The organism is Psychroserpens luteus (assembly GCF_015319355.1).
GTDB classification, from domain to species: domain Bacteria; phylum Bacteroidota; class Bacteroidia; order Flavobacteriales; family Flavobacteriaceae; genus Psychroserpens; species Psychroserpens luteus.
This window is the reverse complement of record NZ_JADILU010000006.1, coordinates 165,491-179,830: the sequence shown is the minus strand read 5'-3', so window position 1 is coordinate 179,830 and position 14,340 is coordinate 165,491. Positions and strand designations below refer to the sequence as shown.

The 14,340-nt window shown below is 31.5% G+C and carries 10 protein-coding genes; 6 read left to right on the top strand and 4 right to left on the bottom strand.

The window, feature by feature from the left end:
- The first annotated feature begins 11 nt into the window (after positions 1-11).
- Positions 12-950: a PorP/SprF family type IX secretion system membrane protein gene (locus IM744_RS14845; protein ID WP_194508941.1), complete on the top strand. Its 939-nt coding sequence runs from the start codon at positions 12-14 to the stop codon at positions 948-950.
- An 11-nt stretch (positions 951-961) separates the two neighbouring features.
- Complete coding sequence (locus tag IM744_RS14840; RefSeq protein WP_194508940.1) at positions 962-2,833, top strand: OmpA family protein; 1,872 nt, start codon at positions 962-964, stop codon at positions 2,831-2,833.
- Between the two features lie 28 nt (positions 2,834-2,861).
- Here the strand turns inward: IM744_RS14840 and IM744_RS14835 are convergent, their stop codons facing one another.
- Positions 2,862-3,239, bottom strand: a complete 378-nt coding sequence (locus IM744_RS14835) for a Na(+)-translocating NADH-quinone reductase subunit F (RefSeq protein ID WP_194508939.1) — start codon at positions 3,237-3,239, stop codon at positions 2,862-2,864.
- 117 nt (positions 3,240-3,356) lie between these two features.
- Here IM744_RS14835 and IM744_RS20720 point away from each other — a divergent pair, with 117 nt between their 5' ends.
- The 4 genes from IM744_RS20720 to IM744_RS14820 all read left to right on the top strand — a co-directional run bounded on the left by IM744_RS20720 (position 3,357) and on the right by IM744_RS14820 (position 9,038).
- Positions 3,357-3,923, top strand: a complete 567-nt coding sequence (locus IM744_RS20720; protein WP_241738343.1) for a hypothetical protein — start codon at positions 3,357-3,359, stop codon at positions 3,921-3,923.
- Positions 3,896-4,141 carry a CHAT domain-containing protein gene (locus tag IM744_RS20715; protein ID WP_241738342.1) on the top strand — a complete coding sequence of 82 codons (246 nt, stop codon included), beginning with the start codon at positions 3,896-3,898 and terminating at the stop codon, positions 4,139-4,141. The genes IM744_RS20720 and IM744_RS20715 overlap by 28 nt, the downstream gene beginning before the upstream one ends.
- Before the next feature lie 219 nt (positions 4,142-4,360).
- Positions 4,361-5,677: a vanadium-dependent haloperoxidase gene (locus tag IM744_RS14825; RefSeq protein WP_194508938.1), complete on the top strand. Its 1,317-nt coding sequence runs from the start codon at positions 4,361-4,363 to the stop codon at positions 5,675-5,677.
- A gap of 4 nt (positions 5,678-5,681) precedes the next feature.
- Positions 5,682-9,038, top strand: a complete 3,357-nt coding sequence (locus tag IM744_RS14820) for a VCBS repeat-containing protein (RefSeq protein WP_194508937.1) — start codon at positions 5,682-5,684, stop codon at positions 9,036-9,038.
- 335 nt (positions 9,039-9,373) lie between these two features.
- Here IM744_RS14820 and IM744_RS14815 read toward each other — a convergent pair whose 3' ends face one another.
- The 3 genes from IM744_RS14815 to IM744_RS14805 form a co-directional block, all read right to left on the bottom strand.
- Entirely contained in the window at positions 9,374-10,240 is an 867-nt protein-coding gene (locus tag IM744_RS14815) for a DUF4846 domain-containing protein (RefSeq protein WP_194508936.1), read from the bottom strand.
- Positions 10,241-10,288: 48 nt separating this feature from the next.
- Complete coding sequence (locus IM744_RS14810; RefSeq protein WP_194508935.1) at positions 10,289-10,921, bottom strand: response regulator; 633 nt, start codon at positions 10,919-10,921, stop codon at positions 10,289-10,291.
- A gap of 115 nt (positions 10,922-11,036) precedes the next feature.
- Entirely contained in the window at positions 11,037-14,075 is a 3,039-nt protein-coding gene (locus tag IM744_RS14805) for a two-component regulator propeller domain-containing protein (RefSeq protein WP_194508934.1), read from the bottom strand.
- Between the last annotated feature and the right edge of the window lie 265 nt (positions 14,076-14,340).

Below are 14,340 nucleotides of genomic sequence, written 5' to 3'. Positions count from 1 at the left end.
TTCAAAATAATATGACTAAAAGATTCCTAACATATAGCATAAAAATCATCATCCTACTTATAGGTACACTTGTGTATTCACAACAAGATGCTCAATATACACAGTACATGTATAATATGAGCGTTATTAATCCTGGATATGCAACAGACGATCCAGACTTAATAAACCTGGGACTATTACATCGTTCTCAATGGGTAGGTTCAGTTGGTGGTCCAACAACAAGTACGTTTTTTGCACACACCACAATAGGTAACAGAATGGAAGGTGGAATTTCTGCAATACACGATCAAATTGGCGATGTTGTAAAAGAGACCAATTTATTTGTCGATTTTGCTTATGCCATTCCTCTCAGTGAAAACACAAAACTTTCTTTTGGTGTAAAAGCTGGTGCCACATTTTTTAGCACCAACTTTAATGGGTTTGTTTATTCTGATGATTTACCAGATCCTGCATTTGCAAATAACTTGAGTAAAACATCTCCTAATATTGGTATTGGTGCTTTTTACTTCGGAAAACAATTTTATGTAGGATTATCTGCTCCTAATTTATTAGAGTCTGAACATTTAGATAACGATAGTGGTATTGTAACATCAAGAAAAGAAGAAACACATCTCTTTTTTACTGCAGGATATGTTTACGACATCAATGAAAGATTAAAAATAAAACCAGCTTTGATGGCAAAAGCAGTTTCTGGCGCGCCAATATCATTAGATTTAACAACTAATGTTTTAATAAATGATCTTTTTGAAATTGGTATTGGTTACCGTTTTGACGATGCTATAAGTGGCTTATTTAATATTAAAGTTATTGACTCATTACGCATTGGGTATGCTTATGACTATACACTCTCAAACCTTGGTAAATTTAATTCAGGATCACATGAAATTATTTTACTTTTTGACATTGGAAAATTAGGTAACGGATACGATAAATCACCAAGATTTTTCTAAACTCATAATTTATGAACAAATATTACATTCTTATATATCTATTGTGTGTTTGCAGTTTTGGTTTCGCACAAAAGAAAAGTCTAAAATACGCTAACAAACTCTTTGCTAATAAAGCTTATATTGAAGCTGCAGCAATTTACAAGCAATTAGATGATAGTCCAGAGTCCCTTGAAAAGCTTGGAGATTCTTATTACTTTAATTTTGATATGAAGAAGGCTAGTGATGCCTATAAAAAATTATTCACCAATTATAAAGACAGTCTATCTTCTGAAGTTTATTTTAGATATGCAAATGCTCTAAAAGGTATTGAAGATTATGATACTGGAGATCAAATAATGAGCGAATACTCAAAACTCCCAGAAAATACGCCTCAATTCATAGAAGATCTTAAATCGTTAGTCCCCTATAATTATACAATCAACCAGGTGAAAAGCGGTTCAAATGTTGGTGATTTTGGAATTACTTATTTTGAAGACAAGGTTGTATTTGCTTCTGCAAGAAATGTAGAAAACCCAAAATATGCATGGAATGAAAATCCGTATTTAGATTTATACCAAGCTACAGTTTCAGAAGACAAAAACCTCGAAAACGTGGAGCCTTTTTCCGAAGAAATAAATAGTAAGACTCACGAAAGCAACGCGACTTTTAGTAGTGACGGAAAAACGATGTACTTTTCTAGAACGAATAAAAAACGTATAAAAATTGGTGAAGAAAAAATTGCAGTGGTTAAAATCTATCGTGCTGAACTAGTTGACAGCACATGGGCAAATATTACAGTATTACCTTTTTCAAGTGACGTGTACTCTACACAACATCCTGTTTTAAATAAAGATAATACTAAATTATACTTCTCTAGTGATATGCCAGGTTCTTTAGGCTCGTTTGATATATTTTATGTTGACATTTATAACAACATTGGCTATGGTAATCCAATAAATTTAGGAAGCGTAATAAACACTAAACAAAGAGAACAATTCCCATTTATTACAGATGAAGAAACACTTTATTTTGCTTCTAATGGTCACAATGGACTAGGTGGCTTAGACTTATTTATGTCAAAAAATAAAGACAAAAAATTTGAAGAGGCGTTAAATCTTGGACATACGATAAATTCTGGAATGGATGATTTTGGCCTTGTTTTGAAAGATTCTCTTGAAGAAGGATTCCTCTCATCAAATAGAGATGGAAAAGATCGTTTATACGCATTTACCAGAGAACCAAACGTACAAACATATTTCGTAGAAGGACAAGTACGCGATAAAAACTCAAAAGAGATTTTACCTGGATCTTTAGTTACTTTATTGAATGAAGATGGGAGCATCGTAAAACAGATTGTCGTTGGAGATGATGCGATGTATAAATTTGAAACCAAGCCTAATACATCTTATAAAATTGAAGGCCATAGAAGTTTTTATATACCTACTATTGAAGACCTTAACACTAATGAAGAAGGGAAAATTGAGTTTGATTTAGAACTAGAAATTGAATCTTATGATGATGCCGAAGAAATTGTAGTGACCAAAACTGACGGTTATATTTATATAGAATTAGAAAATATTTATTTTGATTTAGATAAATGGGATATTAAGCAAGAAGCAGCAAACACATTAGATGTTTTAGCTAATCTTCTCCTTAAATACCCTAGAATGGAGATTCAACTTGGAGCTCATACAGATTCTAGAAGTAGCGATAGTTATAATTTAGTATTATCTAATAATCGCGCCAAAGCCACTTTAAATTATATTGTTTCAAAAGGAGTCAATAAGACACGATTGCAATCTAAAGGTTTTGGAGAGACTCTACCTTTAGTAAACTGTGGTGATAATTGTACTGAGGTGGAACACTCTATAAATAGACGTTGTGAATTTATCATTCTTAAATAATTAGCTCCTCAAATACAGCTCAAACTGCTTAATTTAATGGGATATCTAAAACTTGAATTCCGTTGTATTCTATAAGGTATTCTTCGTTTAAATAAATTGGTAAATGTTCACCATTTGGATTCCCAATACCTACGCCTGCGTATAAAACTTTAGCATCCTTTTCAAAAGCATGTTTCTTGAAGGTTTCCATCCAAACTACATCATAATTATTAGGATTATCTGGAAGCTTTACAGCTCTAACAATCACAAAAAAATATTGGCTATTCTTATCTATACAAACAAATTGTGGATGTTTTTTCAACTTACTATTAATGGCTATAAACTCAAAACCACGTTGTTCTAAATCTTTCCCAACATGGTTCATTGCTAAGTTATGTAATTCTTGTAATGTTAAGGCTTTACTCATATTGCAAAGATACAAACTTGAGTATAAATGGAAGTTTTAAAAACTTCCGAAGAAAAAATTATGATGACATTTTAATAATGTTTCGATGTCTCAATATATAATCCTAAAACTCAACAGATGAAAAATCTCATTTACGTATTCGCATTAACACTTTTATTATTTAATTGTTCTTCGGAAGATGATGATAATAACAACCCAAATAACATAGTACTAAGACCGTTCTCGGTTGCCATTTTAGAAACTCGTATGGATGGTGCAAATATTGAATGGACTGAAGCTATTGATGATGATGATGATGCAGTCACCTACTCTATTTATTTAGATGATCAATTAATTTCAACTGGAAGAACCTCTTTGACTTACAACTTTACTGACTTAGATCCTGAGACTAGTTATGATGGAAATGGTGGAACCTCTCTAACCGATTTCTTTTTTGTAACAGAACCTGAGACTATAATATTAACTATAAATGCCAGAGATTGGATTATAAATAGTTTTCCTGAAGCAGGTGAAACCCGTGAAGTTCTTGTTACAGGTTTTGAAGTTCCTGTTTATGAGTTAGCCATTACAGATTCTATTTCTTCGGAAGATAACTCGCTTTACACCCATGAAATTTATAATGAGAATTTATCGTCTAATTTAGCCATCCTTAAAGCTTGCGAAACGGAAAAACCAACCTATTAGGCGAAGGACTGATTTCACTTGCACATGCTTTTAATTATGCTGGAAGCGAAAGTATTCTCACAAGTCTTTGGAAAATTGATGAGCAATCAAGTGCTCAAATCATTGAAAACTTTTATGGTTATATCAAAAAAGGTTTGCCAAAAGACGAAGCTTTACAAAAAGCAAAATTAGATTATTTTGCCACAGCAAGCGGAAGAACTATTGCGCCTCAATATTAGATAGGTCTAGTATTAATTGAAGATACTACTCCTATTACGCTACAAAACTCACCAAATCTTGTATTCTGGTTAGCAATAGTTACTGTTCTTCTAATTTTAATTGGAATTATAGCAATCAAGTTTATTATATAAACATCGTTAATGTTTTAAAATATGAGCATAAAAACGAATAACTAATTTTGTGATATTTACAATAAACTTTCTATATTGCAAGTAATCATGATATTGAAACTCCTTACACTAATTGCTTCCATACTATTGATTTCTTGTAATAAAGAGATTAAACAACAGCCTTTAGACGTATTTCATATAGACGATTTAAATTATGCAAATAAGGTATTGCTAGAAAGTGTCATGGAAGATGCTTTCACTCCTCCTGTAGCAAGTAGAATTTATGCATATGCACATCTTGCACATTATATTACTTTACAAAGTGTGTATCGTGACAGTTTACCAGAAATTACTTCTAAAATAAATGGTCTAAATCATTTTACTATTCCGGTAAATACTGAAGTAGATGCAAAACTTTCAGCATTACTTGCTTTTTCTTCAATTGGAAAAAAACTAATTTACTCTGAGCAATTTTTTAATGATCTTAGCAAGAACTTAAAAGATACAGCTTTAGAAAAAGGGTTGACTGAAGAACTTATAAAAAACTCTGAAACATATGCATTAAATATTACCACACAACTTAGTGATTGGATCGATAAAGACATGTATACTATAACCCGAACCTACCCTCATTTTACCAGTACCAAAAAACCTGAAAATTGGAGAGAAACGCCTCCAGATTACACGAGTGCTTTAGAACCTTATTGGGATAATATTAGAACATTAGTTATTGATAGTGCTAATGTCTATAAGCCTAAACCACTTCCTGCATATGATACCAATAAAAATTCTGACTTCTATAGAATGGTGTATGAAGTATATGATGAATCTCTAAATACGACTGACGACAAAGGTAAAATTGCTTGGTTTTGGGACTGTAATCCTATATTAACTATACACAAAGGCCATATGGTAACTACTATTCATAAGTTCACGCCTCCAGGTCATTGGCTTAATATTATAAGTCAGATTACAAACAAAGATCAGTCAGATTATTATACAGCAACTAAAGCATATACGTTGACTTCTACAGCTATGTTTGATGCTATTATTGGATCATGGCATGTAAAGTATAAAACCGATTTAGTAAGACCTGTTACCTATATCCAAGAGTACATTGATCCCGATTGGAATCCTATTTTACAAACACCTCCTTTTCCTGAATACACTAGTGGACATAGTGCTACATCAGCTTCAGCAGCGGAAATTTTGACACATATATTTGGAGAAAACTACGCCTTTACAGACCATACACAATTAAGATTTGGCTTAGAAGAACGTTCTTTCCCTTCCTTTAAGGAAGCTGCTCATCAAGTTAATTTGAGTCGCTTTTATGGCGGAATACATTATAGGCAAGGTGTAGAAGAAGGTGGAAAGCAAGGTACTTATATAGCTAATCTCATATTAAAAAAACTTAAACCATAACATCGTGTATCATCTCAGACTTGTCATTGTTTTAAGTGGTCTTATTTTTTTTTTAAATTGTAAAAAAAACGAAAAAAATAACGCCATAAATACTCAAATTGAAAATACTAGCTTTACATCTGAGCCTGCATTGTTTGAGTTTTTAGAGTCTTCTGAAACAAATATTCTTTTTAAAAATAAAATTGTAGAAACCGAAACTTTTAATTTTTTACTCTATGAATACCTCTACAATGGTGGTGGAGTTGCTATTGGTGACATTAACAATGATGGTTTAGATGATATCTATTTCTCTGGAAATACTGTTGAAAATAAACTGTATTTAAATCTAGGTGATTTTAAATTTAAAGACATTACTAATTCAGCTCATGTCAATGGTGGCGTTGGTTTTAAAACTGGAGTAACCATGGTAGATGTTAATAATGACGGTTTTTTAGATATTTATGTTTGTAAATCTGCATTAAGTGAAACAGCTTATAGAAGTAACTTACTCTATATTAATAATGGTGACCTAACTTTTACTGAAAGTGCAAAACACTATGGTTTAGATGATAGTGGTTATTCGGTTCAAGCTTATTTTTTTGATTCTGATGGTGATAATGATTTAGACGTATATGTTTTAAATCACTCAAGTAATATGCGCGAATCAAACACTTTAAAAGTTACTCAAAATGAAGATGGACAAATCGTAATAGCTAAACCTAAATCATATGATAATAAAACGGATCGCCTTTACGAAAACAAAAACAGCAAGTTTATAGATATTTCTGAAAAAGCAGGCGTTTTAAATGATGCTTTTGGTTTGAGTGCTGTAATTGGTGATTTCAACAATGATTTCAAACCCGACATCTATGTGTGTAACGATTATATGATGTCTGATAGATTATTAATAAACAAAGGAGGCAATGTATTTGAAGATGAGATTGAGTCTTACTTCAGTCATACCTCATTCTCGTCTATGGGATCAGATTTTGCAGATATTAATAATGATGGTCTTTTAGATTTATTGACATTAGATATGTCTCCTAATGAAAATTACAGACGAAAAATGATGACAATGGCTCAAAATTATGACAAATATGAAAAGATGTTACATTACAAATTTGGGGTCCAATTTTCTAAAAATGTTCTTCAACTGAATTTAGGCTCCGGTAATTTTTCAGACATTTCATTTGTAGACAATTTAGCTCATACCGAATGGAGCTGGAGTACGTTATTAGCTGATTTTGATAATGATGGTTTAAAAGATATTCATATTACAAACGGTTATAAAAGAGATGTCACCAACAATGATTATGCTCGATATAACATGGATGTGCTCCAAAAAAAATTTAATGCAAAAGAAATTACCTTAAAAGATTGGATAGAAGAAATACCTAGTAATCCTGTTTCTGCTTTTTTATTTAAAAACCAAGGGAACAATAGGTTTAAAGATATTTCAAGTACATGGAATAGCGGTAAACCAACGTTTTCAAATGGATCTGCGTATTCCGATTTAAATAATGATGGCTACTTAGATCTTGTGGTAAGTAACATCAACGAATTGCCCTTCATAATGAAAAACAATGGAAGCCAATTATTTGAAAACAATTATCTCACTATTGAACTCGAACATCAAAAAGGCATTACCAATATAGGAGCCTTAGCAAACTTAACATTATCTGATGGCACCATTTTAACAGAAACATATAATCCTACTCGTGGATTTCTTTCATCGTCTCAACATCGATTTCATTTTGGCATAAAAAAAGATTTGAAAGCCGAACGATTAGAAATTATTTGGCCAGATAAGAAAGTCCAGCGTATTGAAAACCCTGATTTAAATCAAACATTAAAAATTAATAGAGCTCCAAATTCAACATATAATAACACCAAAATCATCTCAAAATATTTCGAAGATGTCAGCTCAAAATTAGGAGCTGATTTTACACATAACGAAAATGAGTTTATAGATTTTAAACGCGAAGTTTTATTACATCACAAATACAGTGAAGAAGGACCTGCAGTAGCAATAGCAGATGTTAATGGAGATGGTTTAGACGATATATATTTAGGAGGTGCTTTAGGTTTTTCAGGAAAACTGTTATTACAAACCACTTCAGGAAGTTTTAAGCTTCAATCTCAACCCAATTTTGATGAAGACAGTATATATGAAGATATTGATGCTGTGTTTTTTGATGCCAACTCAGATGGTCATCTAGATTTATATGTAGTTAGTGGTGGAAATGAACACAAAGCAAACTCAAAAAATTATAAAGATCGCCTGTATATCAATGATGGAACTGGTAAGTTAAAAAAGGACGCAAATGCTATTCCCGATATTTTTGTAAGTGGTTCGGTTGTTAAAGTTCATGATGTAAATAACGATGGTCAATTAGATCTCTTTGTTGGTGGACGTGTAACGCCTGGTCGCTATCCTGAAGTTCCAAAAAGTTATTTATTAAATAATAATAATGGTAAGTTTGAAGATGTAACATCGCAATGGTCTAAAGGACTTTCAAACATAGGAATGGTCACTGATGCTGAATTTTCAGATTTAAATAATGATGGTACTAAAGAACTTATTATTGCTGGAGAATGGATGCCTATTTCTGTATTTAAAATGGAAAAAGATTACTTTGTCAATACAACTAAAAATTTTGAATTAGCAAATAAAACAGGTTGGTGGAGATCAATTACTATAGACGATATTAACAATGATGGTTACAACGATATTCTTGCAGGAAATTTAGGTCTTAATTCTTTTTTCAAAGCTTCAAATGAAGAACCAGCCACACTCCATTATAAAGACTTTGATAATAATGGAAGTGTTGATGCTATATTGTCTACTTACATTAATGGTGTGAGTTTTCCTGTTCATAATAGAGATCGAATGCTTAGTCATATGGTTATGTTAAAAAAGCGATTTACACGTTACGAGTCTTATGCAAATGCAACCGTAACTGATTTATTTACTGCAGAAGAATTAAATAATGTTACTATTTTAAAAGCCAATCATTTTGAGCACACACTATTTATAAATAATAACGGTATCTCTTTCACACCTAAAGCACTTGCCAATGCAACTCAAGTATCTGTATTGAATGACGCACTAATACTTGACCTAAATCATGATGGTAAAAAAGATATAATCACAGGTGGTAATTTTTATGGGACAGATGCCGAATTTGGAAGATACGATGCATCTGTAGGCTCGGTTTTAATCAATACTGAAGATTCAAATTTTAAGGTCGAAACTACTTCAGAAAGTGGATTTAAAATCCCTGGAAATGTACAACACATGAAGCCTATTACAATTGGTCAACAAAATTACATTTTGATTATTAGAAATAATGATAGGTGTAGTTTATTTAAAATAAAATAATATGCTAAAAATGTTGAAAACTAAAAAAAACAACAGATAAATCAATATTGCTTTGAGTAAAAAGAGTAGATTCATTTCTAAGTCCTAGTGAGTCACAAGTCCCAAATGTTAATCCTCCCTAGACAAAACCGCCATCAATGAAGATATCATCACCATATTGAGGCACGTCAAAAATATGACCAGTTATAGGATTCTTACCAACTATATCCATCACCTGTAAAAATGTTTTGAAAACACACGCTCATTGAGACACAGAATAGTGTCATAAAAAACAGCATTTATATGTTTATAAGCTACATCAAAACCATTTTAAAATGTGAGCACAGTCATAGAATTTATTTAAATCTTACAAACTTTGCACTACCAAACGTATAATTAGAAACAGGTATGACTACATCATTTTCTAACTGATACCAAGGAGAAATTGTAGAATCTTCCAAATTTTTAACCAAATGTACACTTTGAGCAGGCGTATTGCCTTGAAACAACAAATACAATTTATCACCATTCTCATTTACAACCTCATCACCAATCATCACAATATGACCAGGAGAACCACCTCTAATAAGCATATCGCCTAGTTGCAAATCTTTGGCATCAATAGATTTTAATTCATTATACAGTGATAACGTACCAGAATACATGTAAATTAAATTAAGGTATTTATAAAAATTTTCTTCGGAAGGGTTTGCGCTTGCTGTTTTACTAAAGCTCACTTTATTACCACTAATTTTTGGTCGATAGCCTTCTGCATATTTTTTCCAAGAGCAGTAATGACCAGAAGTGAAATTAAAACCTATCTCGTCCTTTCTATTATTTTTCCAGAGGTATTCGCTTCTAATTCTAATGAGTGCATCTGCGCATTGTTGTAATCCGTTTTTAGGTACAGAAATTTCTAAGATTCCAATATGACCACCTTGCCAGAAATATTCAGAATTATCATAATTTATAATTTTGCTTCCAAAGAGTTTCAATTTATAGTTTCTAAGATAATCCTCATAACTCCCTTTCGCATAAGTGACACGCTTATAACCTTCAGGTATATTTACACGGGATGCAATGGTTAAACTGTCTTTATTAATAAGACTTGGAGTAGAGATACTTGCTTCAACTATACTTGCTACCCTTTTTACAGGTTTAAACTGAAATGCTAATACTACAAGTGAGGTTAAAATTAAGAGGATAAGTAGAAATTTCTTCATAAATAAGATAACGTAAAAATAGAAGACTATCGTATCTTGAATACTAAATTATAGTTCGTTATTGTAAGATTTTTTTATCAATTCTGCTTTACTATTAATTTCTAAAGCTTTGTAAATGTTTTTGATATGACTACGTACTGTATCTAGAGAGACAAACAAATCGTTGGCAATCATTTTATAACTTTTACCATCTACAATACCAGCTACAATGTCTTTTTGCCTTGGCGTCAACACATCATTATGATTTTGTTTTGGAGCAAATCTATTTACAATTTTACGAGCAATTGATGGAGACATATAAGAACCGCCATTGTGAACAACTTCAACAGCTTCTAGAATTTTTTTAAGAGGCGTTTTTTTAGATAAATAAGAGCATGCTCCTGCACACAATGCTTTGTAAATACTATCATTATCTTCAAATGTAGTCAACATAATAATATCTACTCTTGGAAGTTCATTTAAGATAAGCGGAATACCTTTAATCCCAGACATTCCCAGTAAATTTATATCGAGAAGTATAATGTCTGGCAATTTTTCCGAAGTAATAATAACTTTAAGAAAACCCTCTACTGAAGATGAAATCTGTAAACATTCTATATGAGATTGCGTATCAAAGAAGTCGTTCAGGCTTTCCTGAATCAATACATCATCTTCTATAATTGCTAATCTTATGGTGCTCATGTTTACAATAATCTTTCTCATGTAAAGTTATAACAATAAAGCAGTTGTACAATCACATTAAAATGTGGTTTTATGTCAAATAAATTTTAAAAGAACCCATATAATTGATTTGATATTACAATTGAAATGGTAAATTTAACTGTATTCCAAATCCATTTTCCATTTGAAAGCTTAAGCTGCCTTTAATGTTTTCTGCACGCATTACCATATTAGACAAGCCTAAACCTGTAGATTTATATGATTCTTTTTTACTACCATTATCTTTTATAATCAATTGACACCCTTTTGCTTGATTGGTAATTACAATATTGACGTTTGTAGCGTCTGAGTGACGTAATACATTAGTTATTGCCTCTTTGTAGATTAAAAAAATATTTTGTTTAGTTTGAGCTGGCAACTTTTTATTCGGGTTTTTAATGTTAGAACTATCTATTTGAAAAGAGATCTCTCTTGATAATAATAATTCTTCTGCAAGTTCATGCATACGTTCTATTAAATCCTTGATCGTTTCTCGCCTGTTATCGATACTCCAAACCAAATCACGCATTTGAGAAATGGCATTTCTACTAATACCTGCAATTTTTTGAAGTTTAAATTTATCCTTTTCCGAAGCATTAATTTCCATTAATTCGGTTTGCATGGCGAGACCAGAAAGCAAGGAACCAACATCATCATGTAAATCACTGGAAATTTTTGTTCGAAGTCGCTCCATAGCCAAAGCTTGTTGAAATCGATATCTAAAAACAGAATACATTATGGCTATAATTACTAAAAGCACAAGCGCAATAAACCACCATTTTTTATAGAATATTTGACGTACTGTAATAGGAATAGATAATATAGACGCACTCTCATTTCCTCTAGAATCTTTACCTTTTACCTTTAATACATAATCTCCAGCTGGTAATTGATTGTAACGAATGGAAGCAGAATTACCTTGGTAAAACCAACGATCTTCAAAACCTTCTAATTTGGTACTGTACGTGTTTTTTTTATTCTGAAAATAGCTTGGCATGGTCCAACTGATTTCAAAATACTGATCATAAGGTGATAATTGAAATTCCCTAAATTCTACTTGACTATAATCTATATTGAATCTCGTTTTATCTTTACTATTATATCCTGAAACTCCTAAAAAATGTAATTGTGGTGGTTCTGATTGTTTTAAAACTTCATTAGGTTTAAAAGTATTGAGACCATTCATTCCTCCAAAATAAAAGTTTCCTTTACTATCCTTAAAAAAGGACGTGTAATTAAACTCATAGTGCGTTAGACCATCTTCAGTATAAAAATTCTGAAAAATTTTAGACTTTTTATTAAAATTTGATAAGCCATTATAGGTACTAATCCATAAATTATTCTGCTCATCGGTTAGAATACCAACAATATTATTATCTGGTAATCCTTGTGATTTGGTATAGGTTTTTGTTGATTTTCCATCTGCAGAAATATAATTAAGTCCTCCACCATAAGTGCCAACCCAAAGACTTCCATCTTCATCTTCTTCAATAGCGAGAATATAATTTCTTGAAATACTTGGTTTGGTTTCTGTTGTGTACATTTTCTCAACATATCCACTGAGATGTATTTTTAATAGCCCATCATTTTGTGTTCCTACCCAAACAATACTATCTGTTTCACTTTCTTTGAAGTATCTAAAATCTGCAATATCAGTTTCAAGTTTTTCGTCATTAAAAACTAATTTACTTGTTTCGTTTTCTGGATCAAAAAGCACTAATCTGGTTAAACTTTGTCCGAAAAGTAATTTACCATCTCTAAGTTTCATTAAAGGATTTTGCCCTTTAAAGGTGACGTTAGGACTAAATTGGTCGTAACTTTTAGTGGTTCCATCTTTTAAATTTATTTTCAATAAACTCGCGCCTAATGTAAATACATTTTGTTTTGAAACGTCTAAAACATAAAAATTTGAAATATACTGTGATGCCTCTTTTGACTCACTATCTAACTTAAGTTTGAGCGTATCAATTCTACCATTTAACGTTTTATAGAGAATTTCATTTTGGCTTTCACATTTTGCAAAAATAGTTCCGTTAGCATCTTCAAAAATCCCACGCATTGTATTTCCCCAACCTTCACTATTAGATTTAAAAAGCGGTTTAAAAAGTTCTTCTCCTATTCGTATTTTAAATAAGCCATTGTCGGTAGCAACCCAAAGTAACTTAGTCGCATCTATAAATAAATAATTGATTTTTGAATATTCGAATTTCGCTTTTAACTGTTCTGTATAATCTCTAAATTTACCATCAGGACTCATGCGATACAATTCTTTGTTACCAGCAAACCACACACTCTTTTGGTGATCTTCTATGGCATAATAAAATTGATTTCCGTTATCTATAAGACGTTTTGAGGTTAATTCTACTTCATTAAAAATAAAAATACCACCTTCTTTCTGCGGAAAATAATAATGGGTATTATTACTATCGTAAAAAGATACCGTAAAATTTAAGTCAAGACCTTGCCAATTATATGTTGATAGCTTAAAGGTATTTACTAATTTTCCTTCGGAATCAAATTTTAAACTTCCTTCTGGTGAGCTCCATAAAATATCACCTTCCTTATTTTTAATTAATCTGCAATAAGCCCGTTTAGCCCTAGGAATGGAGGCCTTAACTTCAAATTTACCATTAATCAATTTTTGAAGGTATTGTTTAGCGTTTCCTTTTTCAGCAATTAAAAAATCATCGGTCAATATCCAGATACTACCATCTTTAGCCTTCAATAATCGCAAAACATTTCCCTTTATATTGTGAGAATCATTATATGAAATTACATTATCTTTAAATAACTGGAGTTTAAAGAGTTTTTCGTTCGCCATATACCAGAGTTCATTGGCAGCAGCATCAAACACCAATTCTCCATTAATAAGTTCTTCTTCAATATAAAAAGGGTTGTTTTTATCAGAATTATACACCTTAAAGTTATAACCATCATACCTAACTAAACCAAGGTCTGTACCAAACCACATGGCATCATTAGCATCTTGAGTTATGGATGTAATATCTCTAAATAGTAATCCTTGCTCTGTAGTAAGCACATCAATTTGAGATGGATTTTGAGAATAGACACTAAAGCAAACAAAGAGTAAGCCCAATTGCTGAACGACTGCATACAGGATTTTAGATAACTTCAAAATGAAAATATAATTAATAGCTATCTCAAATATACAAAAAGATATTACCCAATATCACATGAACATGTGATTGACAATAAACCAATTACGAACTAACTTAGCTAAAGTTAAAATATACGCAACATGTGTGTTTTAATTAAGCTAATTCTACTACCCTAAGAATTGATTTTGCTTATATGGATTGATAGCACTATGTATTAAAAAACCATAACTCATTATGAGTTTGGCTGTTTAGTATAGACAATAAATATAAAATTTAATAAAA